This is a genomic window from Bacillus sp. PK6-013 (genome assembly GCF_054161445.1).
This window is the reverse complement of the sequence record NZ_CP096417.1, coordinates 1078353-1092796: the sequence shown is the minus strand read 5'-3', so window position 1 is coordinate 1092796 and position 14444 is coordinate 1078353. Positions and strand designations below refer to the sequence as shown.

The window sequence follows — 14444 nt, the reverse complement described above, 5'->3', positions numbered from 1 at the left end:
GCAGTGTCTTTTTTGCAAGTTCAGGATGTCACACATACTTACTTTTCATTAAAGGAAAAAACAGCAGCGCTGGAAAACGTCAGCATTGAAGTCGAAAAGGGCGAATTTGTTTCGTTTCTCGGCCCAAGCGGATGCGGCAAAACAACACTTTTATCGATCATCGCCGGCATCGTTTCCCCCACGGAAGGACGCATCTTGGTGGAAGGGCGCACGCCTGACGAAGAGGATCGGCACATCGGTTATATGCTCCAGCAGGATTATTTATTTCCCTGGAAAACCATTGAGGAAAACGTCTTAATCGGTTTGCATATTTCCAAAAAATTCGGACCGGAAACAAAGGAGACCGCTCTCGGCCTGCTGAAAAAATTCGGGCTTTACGAGGTTGAAAAAAAGTATCCAAAAGAGCTCTCAGGCGGTATGAGACAAAGGGCGGCGCTTGCCCGCACACTCGCTGTCGACCCCGATATCCTCCTGCTTGATGAACCTTTTTCAGCCCTTGACTATCAGACAAAACTAAACCTCGAAGATTTGGTGTTCAACACGTTAAAGACGTATCAAAAAACAGCGGTGCTCGTGACTCATGATATCGGTGAAGCGATCGCGATGAGCGATCGGATATTGCTATTTTCAAAGCAGCCGGGCACCATCCATAAAACATTTGCCGTTCCTGAAGCGATCAGGAAGCTGACACCGTTTGAAGCGAGACAGGAACCGGAATTTCAGCCCCTCTTTCAGAACATATGGAAGGAGCTCAATGACCTTGAATAACAAACATCTGAAATCAAAAATTGACTTCCTTCATGAGGATTTTTTAAAGGAGCAGCAAGCCGAAAAAAGGCGGGTCCGCTTTTATCAAATCGTGATTTTCATCGTTTTCTTTTCACTGTGGGAAACCGCAAGCCGTCTGGCGTGGATCGATCCGCTGATCTTCAGCTCTCCTTCAGCCGTCTGGGCGCTTTTCCTCGAAAAGATGGGAGACGGATCATTGCCGGGGCATATCGGTGTCACCGTATTTGAAACCATCCTCGGCTTTCTGGCCGGAACATTGCTTGGAACTTTTCTGGCCGCCCTCCTATGGTGGTTCCCGAGGCTCTCCAAAATATTGGATCCGTATCTTGTCGTCTTAAATGCGATGCCGAAAGTGGCGCTAGGCCCCATTCTCATCGTGGCGATCGGCCCCAGCTTGACGAGTATTATTGCAATGGGCGCCATCATCAGCGTTATCATTACGACAATCGTCGTCTACACGTCCTTTCAAGAAATCGATGAAAATTATTTAAAAGTCATGAAAACATTCGGTGCAACGAAACGCGAGATTTTCAAAGAAGTCATTCTGCCCGCTTCCATTCCGACAATCATATCTACACTGAAGGTCAATGTCGGCTTAAGCTGGGTCGGCGTCATCGTAGGAGAATTTTTAGTGTCGGCTCAAGGCCTCGGCTATATGATCATCTACGGCTTTCAAGTCTTTAATTTCAACCTCGTCATGCTGAGCCTCCTGATCATCGCCGTCTTTGCAACATTGATGTATCAGGGTGTCGAGCTGTTGGAAAGAAAGTGGATGAAAGGCAGAGTATAACATGAAAAAACCCTGCAAATGCAGGGCTTTTTATTTGATGATGCCGGTCTTTTTCAGCTTTTCAAGACTGATCGTCAGGACGGAATCTTTCATTATAAAACTGTAATTTCTGTTTTTAGCGATATCTTTCGGGAGGCTCTTCAGCAAAACAGGGCCATTTGTCTCATAGTATGTCTGCTGTTTTTCGATCTTTTCGATATCGGCAAAATAAATATTTTTGACGATCACTTTCTCTCTGCCAAGAACTTTATATTGTCCGAGATAGGTCAGCTTTCTTACGACAGCGCCTGTTTCTTCCTTTACTTCCCGCAAAGCCGCTTCCTCAGCATTTTCGCTTCGTTCGACTTTGCCGCCTGGGAATTCACGGCCCCTGTCTTTATGATTTGTCAACAGCCATTGATCTTCGTAACGGCAGATCACCCATACATGCTTTGGTTCTTTTGAAAAAGGTTCCTTTTCAAAAGAAAGCTGAACCGTATTACGGTAAAAATCTTTAAATTCGTACATCCTAATCCCTCTTATCCGTTTCCTTGCTTCTTCCACTCATCATATCATATATTGGTTCTTTCGGTAGAGTTTTTGTCCAGTTCAGCTCAGTAATTTTATCGTTCCCTCGGGAACTTCAGTGTCCATTTCTGAGTGAGAAGGCGGCAAGGCTGGGTAACTCCGTGCTTGATGGTGCTTCGTTTAATCTGCTGAATTGAGTTCGGCAAGGCCGTTTTCACTGATAAACGACTTGGTTTCTTCATTGCCCAGACGGTAAAGCATCGAGTAAATGTCTTTGCGCAGTTCGTCCATTTTGTCATTTGCACTGTCATAATGGTATTCGACTGCCGGCACGTGAGCTCTGAAAAAGTTTATCCAGTCTTCTGAATACAGCTGATCAAAATATTCCCTTAATATAATGATGTCATCATCTGTCGCTGAAATTTGAAATTCCCACGGGGAAGCGTCTGAGCTCTGTGAAATCATTCCATCTTGCACCGAAACATAGTATGTCCTTTTTTCCAAGGCCAATCATCCTTTTTCGTGTTAGTATGACCAGTTGTGTTAAAATGTTACGGCTTTCCCCGGAGTTTTTCCTTTATGGTATTTAAAATATCCAATAACATCTGCGGCACGGGGATTCCTAACGAATGAGCCGTGCTTATGATTTGAAACGCTTCATATAAAATATAAAACATAATAGAAAAATCGCGGATCGAACTGCCTGTTTGCAGCATCTGATCAAAAAGGTGGGCAACGGATATAAGAAAGAGCGTCACCAATTTTTTCGCCAGCCTTGTAAACAGCCTCTTCATTGTAAAGCGATCTTCCACACATTCGTTCAAGCTTTTGCTGACAAATTCAATTCCCATGAGCGTTATTAAGATCATAAATAAATATTCGATTCGGCCAAACAAAAATCCGATGGCTGATAAACCGATTGTAAAGAGCGAAAAGATGCTTAAGTCCTTAAACATATGCTTCAACATCCTTTCAAAAAAGACTTTTCATAGCTTATCCTATGAAAAAAGACTTTGAAAGGCTTGGATGAATTGTTTGACAATTTCTAAAAAAGGCTTTAAAAAGAACGAAAATAAAAAAAGCTCAGGCATTGCCCGAGCTATTCTTACCCTAAGTAGGCTTTCAGCATCCAGTTGTGTTTTTCGATCGATTGATGAATCGCGAGCAGCATGTCTCCCGTCGTTTCATCATTGACTTCATCGGCAAGCTCCATTCCGCTTTTCAGCTCCTCAGCCACCGTTAAAAAGTCATTATAAATATTTTGCACCATTTGTTCAGCAGACTCGCTTCCGTCCGCTTCTTTAATCGCGGATATTTCCAGGCATTCCTTCATCGTTCCGACCGGGGAGCCCTGTATAGCCAAAAGGCGTTCAGCCAAATCATCGATATGCTCTGCAGCTTCTGTGTAAAGTTCCTCAAATTTTTCATGCAGCGTAAAGAAATCTTTCCCTTTCACATACCAATGATAATTATGTAGCTTTACATATAGAACGGTCCAGTTTGCGACTTGTTTGTTGACGGTTGCTTTCAATTTTTCAGACATAAGGTCGTCCTCCTTTTCGTTTACTTTTGATTTACCCGTTTAGCTTGTGCAGGAAACATTTCTTTTACTCTTTATCATGATTTTCTTTGCCTGATATGGTAAACTGTTGGAAAAAGCTATTCGGAGGTAAGTGATGATCCTCTTTTGGATTATTGTAGGAATTCTGATTACAGGCGCCGTTCTGGCCGTATCGCTTGTCACAACATCAAAAGCTTATGACTACAAGCATGAAGTCGATCCCCTTCCGTCGCGGGAAAAAGAACAGCCTCATCAGTGATGGTGGGCTTCTTCTTTTTCATCTTCTTCAGTCACATCCGTTGCTTTCCCTACCTTAATGTCTGCAACCGGCATTGTATGCTGTTTTTTCGCCGTGACATGGACTTGAACTTTGTAATGGCCATCTTCAGGAAACGCTTTTTCAATGCTGTATACGCCTTTTCCTTCATTCTTCGCTTTGATTAGCTCGCTATCTTCCTTGCTCCCGGCCTTCCAGCATTCAAACTCCACATCATCGGCATCTGCAACAGGCTCGTCCCCATAGCTCACGGTCGCTTTTATGACAGCCTTTTCATTTTTGGCCGCCGCTTCTGGAGCCGCCAGTTTTGCCGTCAGCACTTTGGGCTCCTCATCCGATGCCGCCTGCTTGTCCCCCTGGCTGCAGGCTGAAAGACCGACAGCTAAACATAAGAGAATAAACCATTTTCCCAAACGCATCCTATCACCCTTTTTCTATGATATGTATTACAATATAAAGTGTAGCAAAGTTCAGGGATATATGGCATTATTTTCTTTGTGAACAAAAAATGAAAACCGGCTCTTTTCTGAGCCGGTTTTTTTTCAAACGTTTTATCCAAACACTTTGAGCAGATCTTCTTTATTTTGCGAAAGCCAAAAACGCATCATGCGCTTTGCGCCCTCTAGATCGTGAAGCTTTGCCTGGCCGCACTGTTTTTCGTTAGCCGCCGGAATTTCAGTCACTTCAACGGCTTCTTTGAACGTATCCTCAAGCAAATCAACGATTTCTTCCACTTTCGGTTCACCGCTCACCACCAGGTAATAGCCTGTTTGGCAGCCCATCGGCGAAATGTCGATAATATCAAAGTGGTCATATTTTTCCGCATACGTGCGGATCGTAAATGCAAGAAGATGCTCCAAAGTATGAATTGTATCAGGTTTCATCGCCTGTTTATTCGGCTGGCAAAAACGGATGTCAAACTTGTTGACGACGCCGTCCGATCCCACTTTATGGACGCCGCAGTGTCTGACGTAAGGCGCTTTTACTGCATTATGGTCAAGTTCAAAACTTTCAACTGAAGGCATGGTTCCTCTCTCCCCTCTAATCGGTCTTTTTGTATTATATCATACTTTACCGATAAGTTTTCAGGTCAATGCTTTTCCTTTTTATGAGTTTTTTGCTTATATTATAATAAGGTCAAAACAAAAAAGGTGCGAAAAACATGAAAACCTTATTCCTGCTGCTCATCCGCTTTTATCAAAAATGGATATCACCGGCTCTTCCGCCGACATGCCGTTTTTATCCGACATGCTCCAATTACGGCCGTGAAGCGATCGAAAAGCACGGCGCATGTAAAGGCGGGTGGCTCACCATTAAGCGGATTCTGAAATGCCATCCGTTCCATCCCGGCGGGATAGATCCCGTTCCGGAAAAAAAGCAAAAGGATTAACGTTCTTCCGGATATCCGTTGACAATAAGATCCAGTCTGCCTGTTTCCGGATTGATGACAAGTCCGTGAACAGGTACTTCCTCCGGCATCAGCGGATGGTTTCGAATCACGCTTACACTATCCCTGACGCTGTCCTCTACAGAATCAAAGCTTTTCAGCCATTGTTCAAAATCGACGCCGGAGTACTCAAGCGTCTCAATCCGTTCTTTTGGAATGCCTCGCTTAACGACTTTATCCAAAAAGCTGTCGCAGCTCAGCTTGCTCATTCCGCAGTCATGGTGGCCGATCACGCATACTTCATCAGCGTTCAGTTCGTATACCGCAACGAGAATGCTCCGCATAATACTCCCGAAAGGATGAGCCACGAGTGCACCCGCGCTCTTAACGATCTTCACGTCCCCGTTCCGCATATTCATGGCATGAGGAAGCAGCTCGACAAGCCTTGTGTCCATGCAAGACAGAATCACCATTCTCTTATCGGGAAACTTGCTTGTTTGGTATTTTTGATAGTCCTGCCGCTCAACAAACTGTTGATTGAACTGTAGAATGTTCTCCAAAAGTTTCATGGCTCATTTCCTTTCTAAACGCTTTTTATATCTAAATATAACATATTTCTTGTATTTTTTTCATAAGTCAAGTAAGATTTCCATTGTGCAAATCGAAATAATTACGTTTTAAAGGAAGTGAAAACATGACGCAAAACCTGATTCCTGTCACTGTTTTAAGCGGCTATCTCGGGTCCGGGAAAACGACGCTGCTGCAGCATGTCCTGCATGAAGCGCACGGCATGAAAATCGCCGTGATCGTCAATGACATGAGTGAAATTAATATCGACGGCTCCCTCGTGAAAAAAGGGGATCTTATCCGCACGGATGAAAAGCTTGTCGAAATGCAGAACGGCTGCATTTGCTGTACGCTGAGAGACGATCTGCTCATCGAAGTCCAAAAGCTGGCGGAGAACGGCGGAATCGATTATATTCTCATCGAATCTTCCGGTATCAGCGAGCCGATTCCCGTGGCCCAAACCTTTACTTACAAAGATGAGGAGCTGGATATTGATTTAAGCAAATATTGCAGGCTTGATACAATGGTCACCGTCGTCGACGGCAGCCGTTTTTTTGAGGACTTCGCTTCGGGGGAAAGCCTTTTGGAACGGAAACAGGCGGCAGATGAAACAGACAGCCGTGAAGTGGCCGATCTTTTAATTGAGCAAATCGAATTTGCCGATGTCCTCATTTTGAATAAAACTGATTTACTCAATAAAAAAGAGCAAGAAAAGCTTTTCTGGTCTCTGACAAAACTGAATCCGGACTGCAGAATCATTTCCTCGACATTCGCAAAAGTGCCGATTTCGGCCATCATGAATACGAAATCGTTCGATTTTGAAAAATCGAGTCAATCAGCGGGGTGGATCAAAGAACTGAATGAAGAGCACACACCTGAAACAGAGGAATTCGGAATTTCTTCCTTCGTCTATCAAAAACAAAGGCCTTTCCATCCTGAAAGACTGAAGCGCTGGCTTGAAAACTGGCCGCCTCATATTATCAGAGCAAAAGGCTTCTTCTGGCTTGCTTCTCGAAATGACACAGCAGGCCTTCTGTCCCAGGCAGGCTCTTCTCTGATGTTCCAAAGCGCAGGCCCCTGGATTGCAGCGTCTCCCGAGGAAGAACAAAAGCTCGCGTTTGAAGAGGATCCCCATTTAAAAACGGACTGGGATGAAACATACGGAGACCGGAAAACGGAAATCGTTTTTATCGGCATTGACATGAATCAGGAAGACGTGATCCGCTCCCTGGATCAGACCCTTCTTACAGATAAAGAAATGAATTCAGACTGGTCGGCCTTCCATGATTCACTGCCTGAGTATATTTAACTATCATTTCCTCTTTTCAAATCGTAATTATTACGATACAATGATACAGGACCATTAAATCGGAACCATTACAGTTTTACATTGAGAGGAGAAATACCATGAAAAAAACATTCGGATTAGCATCTGCATTCATTCTTGCTGCCGGATTAGCAGCCGGTTGTTCAAGCAATGGCACTTCCGGTGAACAAAAAGAAAATAAAGACACGCTGGATATCTATACAACCATTTATCCGCTTGAAGACTTCGCCAAAAAGGTCGGCGGAGAATATGTGAACGTCAAAAGTGTTTACCCACCAAACGTTGAAGCGCACACTTACGAGCCAAGCTCAAAAACGATGGCGGAAATTTCCGACTCGGATGCCTTTATATACTCTGGAGTCGGTGTAGAAGGATTCGCAGACAAAGCTGTAAACACATTAAAAAACAGCAACGTCAAAATTGTCAAAGCCGGAGAGGGCATTGACCTTCTGTCACGTGAAGAAGAAGGCGAACACGATGACCATGCACATGAAGAAGAACATGGTGACCACGATGAGCATGCTCACGAAGAAGAACATGAACACGGAGAAGCCGAAGGCCATGATCATCATCACGACCATGGAGATCATGACCCGCACGTATGGCTTGATCCTGTCCTTGCTGAAAAAATGGCCGAAAACATTAAAGACCAACTCGTAAAATTAGATCCGGAACACGAAAAAACGTTTACGAAAAACTATGAGTCTCTAAAAAAAGATTTGGAGCAGCTTGACAAAGACTTTAAACAAACCGTTGACAAAGCTGATAAAAAAGAAATTCTCGTCTCACATGCCGCCTACGGCTACTGGGAAAAACGCTACGGCATTAAACAAATAAGCGTTCTCGGCCTTTCGCCTACTGAGGAACCTTCACAAAAGCAGCTTGAAAACATTGTTAAAACAGCGAAAGAACATAATATTAAATACGTCATTTTTGAAAGCAATGTCAGCAGCAAAATCTCCGAGATCATCAAAAAAGAAATCGGAGCCGAAAGTCTGACGATGAAAAACCTTGAATCTGTAACAAAAGAAGACATTGAAAGCGGCAAAGATTATACTACCATCATGAAAGAAAACCTGACCGTCTTGAAAAAAGCTTTATCAAACAAATAACAAAGATCAAGCGCATGAGACCTCATGCGCTTGTTTTTTTTATATGGACGAAAAAAGACCGGAAACATCCGGTCTTTTTCATTTAATCCATATTAAATCTTTTCTTGAACTGTTCGACCCTTCCGCCTCTTTCGTTGAATTTCTGTCTTCCGGTATAAAACGGATGGGTGTCTGAGCTTACTTCAACTTTTATAACGGGATACGTCTTGCCGTCTTCCCACTCGGCCGTCTCATCGGAAGTTTTAGTTGAGCGGCTTAAAAAACGGTACCCGCTGTTTACATCCTGAAAGATCACTTGATAAGTTTTCGGATGAATATTTGGTTTCATATGCCATTCCTCCTAACAAAACGTAATAATTACGTTTTATTATATACCTTTCATATGTTTGTGTCAAAAATGAATGTTCATTTGCCATGTTTTGATCACCTTATCCATTTTAACCGCTCACAGGAAGAATAATCTAAAAAAGGCGGTAAACAATAAAAAGCAAAATGGTGTAAATGAAAGGTGGTTTTCCGGATGAATGACTTGATTTTTGCAAGAAGCCTTTTCGGAACAACGATGGGGTTCCATATTATTTTCGCCTCGCTCGGTGTCGGAATTCCTTTAATGATTTTGCTGGCCGAGCTGATCTATCAAAGAACGAAAGATCCCCACTACGCCATTATGGCAAAAAGATGGACGAAGGCACAGGCCGTGTTGCTCGGGGTCGCCATACCGACCGGAACCATTGCCGGAACGCAGCTCGCCTTGCTTTGGCCGGGATTCATGGAAGTGATCGGGAAAGTCATGTCCCTCCCATTTCAAATTGAAATCTACGCTTTTTTTATTGAGGCTTTATTTATGTCCATTTATGTTTACGCAGCCGATCGGCTGACTCCTCTTATGAGAATTACAGCTGTCATTTTTATCGTTATCGGAGCAGCCGCATCAGCCATCTTAATTACAAATGTGCACGCTTTCCAGGGAACGCCTGAAGGCTTCAAAATCGTAAACGGCGAAATTACAGATGTTCAGCCGTGGACGGCGTTCTTCAACAAAAGTTTTGTGGCTACAGCAGGACACGTTGTCGTCTCCGCTTTTATGACGGGCGCGTTTATTATTGCGACGATAGCCGCTTACAAAATGCTCCGAAACCGCGGTGATGAAAAAGTCTACGCCCTTCATAGAAAAGCGCTGCTGCTCGGGCTGATTGTCGGAGGAGCGTTTTCTCTGGTCACGGCTCTGAGCGGTCACGAATCCGCACAGCTTCTTCACCGCTACCAGCCTGAAAAACTGGCGGGCGCAGAAGGGCTTTTTGAAACTCAGTCCCACGCTCCACTTGCGATCGGCGGATTTACTGATGAAAAGACGCAATCGGTCAAATGGGCGATTGAGATTCCTTGGGCTTTAAGCTTTTTGGCCGACAACCGCTTTGACACCGTTGTAAAAGGACTGAATGACTTTCCAAGGGATGAGTGGCCTCCTCTGTTCATTCATACTTTGTTCAACGGCATGGTTTTTATCGGCAGCCTTTTAATTGTTTATGCCGCTGTCGGTTTTATTTGGAGAAAAGTCATGAAAAAAGACCGCTTTCCCCGCTGGATGCTGGCCGTGTTTATAACCGGCGGCCCGCTCGCTTTGCTTGCAATCGAATTGGGCTGGGTTTTCGCTTGCACCGGAAGGCAGCCTTGGGTTATTTACCATATGCAGAAAACGTCCGAAGTAGTGACATCCTCCGGCTCGATCGGCATATTGTTTCTTTTGTTCTTTATCGTCTACATCATTTTAGGAGCAGCGGTGGTGTTCGTATTGCAATATTACTTTAAACGCCACCCTGTCGAAGAAGATTTAAAAAGCAGCTGAATGCACAAAAAAACAGAAGGGAAGTCATATGATGCAACTGGATGGAACAACAGATGCCCTGCTGGCTATTTCGATCGTCTGGGGATTTATATTTATCTACGCTGTGATGGCGTCAATGGATTTTGGAGCGGGATTTTGGTCGATGATCTATATGAACAAAAAACAGCTGAAAGCAACCAATATTGCAAACCGCTACCTTTCCCCGACCTGGGAAGTGACCAATGTTTTCATCGTCGGAATCGTCGTGGCCCTTTTCAGCTTTTTCCCGGGCGGCACTTTTGTGCTGGGAACGGTGCTTTTGCTTCCCGGCAGCATTATTTTATTGCTTTTGGCGATTCGAAGCGGATTTTTGGTCTTTTCGCACGCTGCAAAAGATTATGAAAGGGCGTTGACTTACGTTTCAGGGATCAGCGGCTTTATCATTCCGGCTGTTTTAATCCTTGTCTTGCCCGTGACACACGGCAACTTCGTATATCAGGTAGACGGAAACCACCAATTGGATTTTATTAATTTGTTTTTAAGCCCTCATGCCTATTCTTTTATGGGCTTTGCCATTTTCAGCACGCTGTTTCTGTCTTCATTGCTGCTGGCTGATTTTTCAAATGTAGCCGGAGAAAAAGACGCGTATCAGGTCTACCGCCGAAACGCTTTAATCACCGGCCCGCTCGCTTTGCTTATGTCATTCAGCATCATGATGACCATGAGGACGGAAGCCCGCTGGCTTTATACAAAAATGATGGACGGGCTTCCGTGGCTGATTTTATCGTTTTTGCTGTTTCTCGTCGCATTTGCGGCTTTGTTTCTGCCAAACAGACATAACAGCGACCGGCAGGGAAAGCCTCGCCTCGCCGTCATCGCCATTACACTGCAGTATTTTACGGCGAGCTATGTGTACGGGAGAGCGCACCTTCCTTACATGGTCTATCCTGATGTCACGATTCAATCAGGCTTCACCGCGCCGGAGACATTCAGGGCGCTGTTCATCTCCTATATCGTCGGTTTTATTATTTTATTCCCCGGCTTTTATTATTTCTGGAAATTGTTCATGAAGGACAAGAGGTACATCAAACAGCATGAATAAGGTTAAGCTAAATGTGTACAACTTTTAAAGGGGGCCAATATGATATGGAACAAAAAATACTGTGTGAAGTCAGCAACTGCACCTATTGGGGCCAGGGAAACAAGTGTACAGCCGACGCCATTTATGTCGTCAGCCATGCTGAAGGTGAAAAAGCTTCTAATAGCAAAGAAACGGATTGTAAAACATTTAAACCTGAACATCATTAAAGCGGATGAATGAAGGAGGGACAGTCATGAATAAAGAGTCGCTGCTACAGGCTTTTTATCAGGAAATCCACGGGGCGGACGAAACCGCATTTCAAAAAGCCGCCTGCTCCTTCATGAACTTATGGGATTATGAATACGGATGTCTGGACGGGCTGCCGGATCAAGCGGACCGGCTGATCGGACAGATCGTACACGAAGATTTGCTTTTGGGCGATTAAAGGAAAGGGCTGTCATAAAGGCAGCTCTTTTCATATTTTTAAAAAAACCGGCTTGAAAGCCGGTCCAAACGAGAAGGGAATAATGTACAGCTTTACTATACATGAGAGGCCGTCCATTTAACAAAGCTTGAAAATCTGGAAATCAGCGTTTATAACAGCCTTTACTGTTTGAAAACATCTATTTTAGATGAATTCTTTCTTAAAACATGAGTATCCACTTCAAAGCCCATTCCCGGTCGGCTTGGAACCTGAATATAACCGCCTTCGATGCGGATTTCCGGTTTTACGATATCCTCTTCCCAATACCTTGAGGATGAAGAAAGATCCCCGGGAATCAAAAACTGCGGAAGAGAACTCAGCGCAAGATTGTGTGCTCTTGAAATACCGGTTTCAAACATGCCGCCGCACCAGACAGGCATTTGATGTTCTTTGCAGATGTCATGGATTTTCAGAGCTTCTGTCAAACCGCCGACTCGGGACGGCTTAATATTGATAATTTTGCAGCTGCCGAGCTCGATTGCCTTTCGCGCATCATCAGCAGAACGGATGCTTTCGTCAAGACAAATTGATGTTTTGATATGTTTTTGCAGATGGCGGTGGTCTACGATATCATCATCCGCCAAAGGCTGTTCGATCATCATTAATTTAAATGCGTCAAGCTCTTTAATCCGGCTGATGTCTTTTAATTCATAAGAAGAGTTGGCATCCGCCATCAGCGGCACCTTCGGAAAATGCCGGCGTATTTCCTTTAAAAGCTCTATATCCTGCCCCGGCTGAATTTTGATTTTTATTCTTTGATAACCTTCTTTTACATATTGTTCAATTTCCTCAAGCATATCATCCAATGGAGCAAGACCGACGACGACCCCGGCAGGAACTTCTGTTTTTACTCCGCCCAGCGCCTCTCTTAAAGAGATCCCTTTTTTCCTGGCGTAAATGTCCCAAAAGGCGGCTTCAAGGCCGGCCTTTGCCATTCTGTTGCCTTTGAATCCGCGAAGCGTCTCGGGCACTTCTGAAGGGTGTGTGAATGATTCGCGCAGCACAGCCGGAATCAAAAAATCTTTTAGCATGTGGTAACATGTCTCCGTTGTTTCTTCTGTGTACCACGGAGATGAAAAAGCGGATACTTCCCCCCAGCCTGTCACCCCTTCCCGGTCAGCAGCTTCTATGATGATAAACTTGCGATCCTGAAAGGTTTCCAAGCTTGATTTAAAAGGCTTTTTCAGCCGCATGCTGAGATGGTACAATGTCAGCTGTTTGATTTGAATCATGGCGCTCTCCTTCTACAATTGATGTCTCATCAGTTTATTCGAAGCATTTCTCGGCAGCTTGCCGACAAAATGAAAGGCTTTAGGCACTTTATAGGAAGCAAGCCGTTCTTTGCAAAAGTCGCTCAGCTCCTCTTCATCAACAGGGCTGGCGGCGACAAGATAGGCGTGGGGAACCTTTCCCCAAGTTTTGTCATCGACCCCTTTTACCCCCGCTTCCGCAACTTTGGGGTGTGACAGAAGAACGGCCTCGACTTCAGCCGGATAGATGTTTTCTCCCCCTGATATGATTAAGTCTGAACGCCTGTCCAGCACGTATAAAAATCCGTCAACGTCAAGATACCCGATATCACCGGTTTTAAACCAGCCATCATTGAATGAGGCTTTGTCTGCCGCCTCATTTTTTAAGTAGCCCTTCATAACGGTCGGCCCTTTTACGGTTATTTCTCCATGTTCTCCGGGTTGGCATTCCGTGCCGTTCTTTTCGATTTTAATGCTTGATGCAAACAGCGGCTTGCCGGCTGAACCGAGCTTTTCAATCGAGTATTCTGGGGCGAGGGTGGCAATCTGTGAGCACGTTTCAGTCATTCCGTATGACTGTACGACAGGCAGCCTCTTTCTTTTGCATTCCTCAAGGAGAGAAAGCGGAGCAGGCCCTCCGCCCAGTAACAGGCACCTTAATGATTCGGGGCAGCTGTCGACTTTTGCCGCAAGCCTTGACAGCATCGTCTGAACGACCGATGCAATCGTTACTTGATTGTCTTTGATCGAACGGAGAACTTCTTCCGCGTCAAACCTTTGATGTAAAACAACTGTCATTCCGTAAATGACCGATTTAAAAAGAGCCGATAAGCCGCTGATGTGGAAAAGCGGCAAGGCGATCAGCCAGCGATCGTGTTCTTGGAGCCCCAAATTCAAAGCGGATGAAACCGCGCTGAAATAATGGTTGGCAAATGTCTGCATAACCCCTTTCGGCCGTCCTGTCGTTCCGGACGTATACATAATTGTGGCTGCATCGTCCAAATGAATGCTCTCGATTTCCGTAACCGGAGGGCCGGCGGCGTTTTGAACGTCTTCAATGTCAACAGCGCGGGCCGGCTTGCCCTCTCTATGCTCTTCCAGGAAAGGCTGTTCTGTAAGCAATAGCTTTGCTTCCGAGTGTTCAATTTGATATGTTCGTTCGGCCATTGACAGCTTCGTATTCAGCAAAACGATGCGAACTCCGAGAATAAAACAGGCATGGACGGCGATAACCATCTCTAGCCGGTTGGTGAGAAGTACAGCCGCTGTATCCCCTTTCCTCAGACCAAAGCTCTTCAGCTGCCCGGCCGTTTTTTTTGCTTCATGAAACAATTGATTAAAAGTCAGCTTGTGATCCCCCTGAATCACAGCCATCCTGTCAGGAGTCAGCTCTGCTCGCTGTTTAAGCCAATTCGGATGGTCCATCAGCATATCATCATCTCCAAAAAATATCTTGAATGATAAAAGAAACAGCTCAGTCGCACTAA

The 14444-nt window shown here is 44.8% G+C and carries 20 protein-coding genes; 10 read left to right on the top strand and 10 right to left on the bottom strand.

All coding sequences use genetic code 11. The features are described 5' to 3' along the window. The first annotated feature begins 3 nt into the window (after window positions 1–3). Window positions 4–768 (top strand): ABC transporter ATP-binding protein, encoded by a 765-nt coding sequence (locus tag M1E03_RS05565; protein ID WP_020452675.1) that lies wholly within the window; start codon window positions 4–6, stop codon window positions 766–768. Continuing rightward, window positions 755–1579 (top strand): ABC transporter permease, encoded by an 825-nt coding sequence (locus tag M1E03_RS05560; protein ID WP_031304951.1) that lies wholly within the window; start codon window positions 755–757, stop codon window positions 1577–1579. The genes M1E03_RS05565 and M1E03_RS05560 overlap by 14 nt, the downstream gene beginning before the upstream one ends. A 30-nt stretch (window positions 1580–1609) precedes the next feature. On the opposite strand, the gene ytkD is transcribed toward M1E03_RS05560, so the two are convergent. The 4 genes from ytkD to M1E03_RS05540 all read right to left on the bottom strand — a co-directional run bounded on the left by ytkD (window position 1610) and on the right by M1E03_RS05540 (window position 3629). Further along, a complete protein-coding gene (gene ytkD / locus M1E03_RS05555) occupies window positions 1610–2086 on the bottom strand; it encodes an RNA deprotection pyrophosphohydrolase (protein WP_039072935.1) in 477 nt (158 codons plus the stop codon). A gap of 180 nt (window positions 2087–2266) precedes the next feature. Next, on the bottom strand, window positions 2267–2590 hold the full coding sequence (locus M1E03_RS05550) for a hypothetical protein (RefSeq protein WP_020452678.1): 324 nt from the start codon (window positions 2588–2590) through the stop codon (window positions 2267–2269). 47 nt (window positions 2591–2637) lie between these two features. Further along, window positions 2638–3042, bottom strand: a complete 405-nt coding sequence (locus M1E03_RS05545; RefSeq protein ID WP_020452679.1) for a phage holin family protein — start codon at window positions 3040–3042, stop codon at window positions 2638–2640. A gap of 149 nt (window positions 3043–3191) precedes the next feature. Further along, window positions 3192–3629: a Dps family protein gene (locus tag M1E03_RS05540; RefSeq protein ID WP_026579029.1), complete on the bottom strand. Its 438-nt coding sequence runs from the start codon at window positions 3627–3629 to the stop codon at window positions 3192–3194. Window positions 3630–3762: 133 nt separating this feature from the next. Between M1E03_RS05540 and ytzI the strand changes: the two genes are divergently transcribed. After that, window positions 3763–3906 carry a YtzI protein gene (gene ytzI, locus M1E03_RS05535; protein ID WP_075212786.1) on the top strand — a complete coding sequence of 48 codons (144 nt, stop codon included), beginning with the start codon at window positions 3763–3765 and terminating at the stop codon, window positions 3904–3906. On the opposite strand, the gene M1E03_RS05530 is transcribed toward ytzI, so the two are convergent. Both M1E03_RS05530 and M1E03_RS05525 read right to left on the bottom strand, forming a co-directional pair. Next, window positions 3900–4343, bottom strand: a complete 444-nt coding sequence (locus tag M1E03_RS05530; protein WP_026579028.1) for a FixH family protein — start codon at window positions 4341–4343, stop codon at window positions 3900–3902. The two genes, ytzI and M1E03_RS05530, sit on opposite strands and share 7 nt — an antisense overlap. Window positions 4344–4475: 132 nt before the next feature. Next, a complete protein-coding gene (locus M1E03_RS05525) occupies window positions 4476–4949 on the bottom strand; it encodes an S-ribosylhomocysteine lyase (protein WP_020452682.1) in 474 nt (157 codons plus the stop codon). Window positions 4950–5086: 137 nt separating this feature from the next. Here M1E03_RS05525 and yidD point away from each other — a divergent pair, with 137 nt between their 5' ends. Continuing rightward, the gene (yidD, locus tag M1E03_RS05520; RefSeq protein WP_020452683.1) at window positions 5087–5314 is read left to right on the top strand and encodes a membrane protein insertion efficiency factor YidD; all 228 of its coding nucleotides are present in this window, start codon (window positions 5087–5089) and stop codon (window positions 5312–5314) included. Here the strand turns inward: yidD and M1E03_RS05515 are convergent. Then, on the bottom strand, window positions 5311–5880 hold the full coding sequence (locus M1E03_RS05515; RefSeq protein WP_020452684.1) for a beta-class carbonic anhydrase: 570 nt from the start codon (window positions 5878–5880) through the stop codon (window positions 5311–5313). The genes yidD and M1E03_RS05515 overlap by 4 nt on opposite strands. Before the next feature lie 125 nt (window positions 5881–6005). Here M1E03_RS05515 and M1E03_RS05510 point away from each other — a divergent pair, with 125 nt between their 5' ends. Together M1E03_RS05510 and M1E03_RS05505 are read left to right on the top strand one after the other, a co-directional pair. Further along, the gene (locus tag M1E03_RS05510) at window positions 6006–7187 is read left to right on the top strand and encodes a GTP-binding protein (RefSeq protein WP_103750253.1); all 1182 of its coding nucleotides are present in this window, start codon (window positions 6006–6008) and stop codon (window positions 7185–7187) included. A gap of 98 nt (window positions 7188–7285) precedes the next feature. Continuing rightward, entirely contained in the window at window positions 7286–8317 is a 1032-nt protein-coding gene (locus M1E03_RS05505; protein ID WP_103750254.1) for a metal ABC transporter substrate-binding protein, read from the top strand. Between the two features lie 82 nt (window positions 8318–8399). On the opposite strand, the gene M1E03_RS05500 is transcribed toward M1E03_RS05505, so the two are convergent. Next, window positions 8400–8645, bottom strand: coding sequence for a type B 50S ribosomal protein L31 (locus M1E03_RS05500; protein ID WP_003184624.1), 246 nt, complete (start codon window positions 8643–8645; stop codon window positions 8400–8402). Between the two features lie 192 nt (window positions 8646–8837). Here M1E03_RS05500 and M1E03_RS05495 point away from each other — a divergent pair, with 192 nt between their 5' ends. Genes M1E03_RS05495 through M1E03_RS05480 form a run of 4 tightly spaced genes read left to right on the top strand, consistent with a single transcriptional unit; the run spans window position 8838 to window position 11668 of the window. Next, window positions 8838–10163 carry a cytochrome ubiquinol oxidase subunit I gene (locus M1E03_RS05495; RefSeq protein WP_023855818.1) on the top strand — a complete coding sequence of 442 codons (1326 nt, stop codon included), beginning with the start codon at window positions 8838–8840 and terminating at the stop codon, window positions 10161–10163. Window positions 10164–10200: 37 nt separating this feature from the next. Beyond that, complete coding sequence (locus tag M1E03_RS05490) at window positions 10201–11244, top strand: cytochrome d ubiquinol oxidase subunit II (RefSeq protein WP_025810962.1); 1044 nt, start codon at window positions 10201–10203, stop codon at window positions 11242–11244. Window positions 11245–11288: 44 nt separating this feature from the next. Next, the gene (locus M1E03_RS05485; protein WP_075212789.1) at window positions 11289–11450 is read left to right on the top strand and encodes a DUF1540 domain-containing protein; all 162 of its coding nucleotides are present in this window, start codon (window positions 11289–11291) and stop codon (window positions 11448–11450) included. 26 nt (window positions 11451–11476) lie between these two features. Beyond that, window positions 11477–11668: a hypothetical protein gene (locus M1E03_RS05480; protein ID WP_020452690.1), complete on the top strand. Its 192-nt coding sequence runs from the start codon at window positions 11477–11479 to the stop codon at window positions 11666–11668. Window positions 11669–11829: 161 nt separating this feature from the next. Here the strand turns inward: M1E03_RS05480 and menC are convergent, their stop codons facing one another. Both menC and M1E03_RS05470 read right to left on the bottom strand, forming a co-directional pair. Next, complete coding sequence (gene menC, locus M1E03_RS05475) at window positions 11830–12939, bottom strand: o-succinylbenzoate synthase (RefSeq protein ID WP_020452691.1); 1110 nt, start codon at window positions 12937–12939, stop codon at window positions 11830–11832. 12 nt (window positions 12940–12951) lie between these two features. Then, window positions 12952–14388, bottom strand: a complete 1437-nt coding sequence (locus M1E03_RS05470) for an o-succinylbenzoate--CoA ligase (protein WP_025810961.1) — start codon at window positions 14386–14388, stop codon at window positions 12952–12954. Window positions 14389–14444: the final 56 nt, after the last annotated feature.

Excerpts from the sequence above, each read along its gene's own strand:
- M1E03_RS05560 (WP_031304951.1), top strand. The coding sequence starts at position 755 with ATGACCTTGAATAACAAACATCTGAAATCAAAAATTGACTTCCTTCAT.
- ytkD (WP_039072935.1), bottom strand. The coding sequence starts at position 2,086 with ATGTACGAATTTAAAGATTTTTACCGTAATACGGTTCAGCTTTCTTTT.
- M1E03_RS05545 (WP_020452679.1), bottom strand. The coding sequence starts at position 3,042 with ATGTTTAAGGACTTAAGCATCTTTTCGCTCTTTACAATCGGTTTATCA.
- M1E03_RS05540 (WP_026579029.1), bottom strand. The coding sequence starts at position 3,629 with ATGTCTGAAAAATTGAAAGCAACCGTCAACAAACAAGTCGCAAACTGG.
- ytzI (WP_075212786.1), top strand. The coding sequence starts at position 3,763 with ATGATCCTCTTTTGGATTATTGTAGGAATTCTGATTACAGGCGCCGTT.
- M1E03_RS05530 (WP_026579028.1), bottom strand. The coding sequence starts at position 4,343 with ATGCGTTTGGGAAAATGGTTTATTCTCTTATGTTTAGCTGTCGGTCTT.
- M1E03_RS05525 (WP_020452682.1), bottom strand. The coding sequence starts at position 4,949 with ATGCCTTCAGTTGAAAGTTTTGAACTTGACCATAATGCAGTAAAAGCG.
- yidD (WP_020452683.1), top strand. The coding sequence starts at position 5,087 with ATGAAAACCTTATTCCTGCTGCTCATCCGCTTTTATCAAAAATGGATA.
- M1E03_RS05515 (WP_020452684.1), bottom strand. The coding sequence starts at position 5,880 with ATGAAACTTTTGGAGAACATTCTACAGTTCAATCAACAGTTTGTTGAG.
- M1E03_RS05510 (WP_103750253.1), top strand. The coding sequence starts at position 6,006 with ATGACGCAAAACCTGATTCCTGTCACTGTTTTAAGCGGCTATCTCGGG.
- M1E03_RS05505 (WP_103750254.1), top strand. The coding sequence starts at position 7,286 with ATGAAAAAAACATTCGGATTAGCATCTGCATTCATTCTTGCTGCCGGA.
- M1E03_RS05500 (WP_003184624.1), bottom strand. The coding sequence starts at position 8,645 with ATGAAACCAAATATTCATCCGAAAACTTATCAAGTGATCTTTCAGGAT.
- M1E03_RS05495 (WP_023855818.1), top strand. The coding sequence starts at position 8,838 with ATGAATGACTTGATTTTTGCAAGAAGCCTTTTCGGAACAACGATGGGG.
- M1E03_RS05485 (WP_075212789.1), top strand. The coding sequence starts at position 11,289 with ATGGAACAAAAAATACTGTGTGAAGTCAGCAACTGCACCTATTGGGGC.
- M1E03_RS05480 (WP_020452690.1), top strand. The coding sequence starts at position 11,477 with ATGAATAAAGAGTCGCTGCTACAGGCTTTTTATCAGGAAATCCACGGG.
- menC (WP_020452691.1), bottom strand. The coding sequence starts at position 12,939 with ATGATTCAAATCAAACAGCTGACATTGTACCATCTCAGCATGCGGCTG.
- M1E03_RS05470 (WP_025810961.1), bottom strand. The coding sequence starts at position 14,388 with ATGCTGATGGACCATCCGAATTGGCTTAAACAGCGAGCAGAGCTGACT.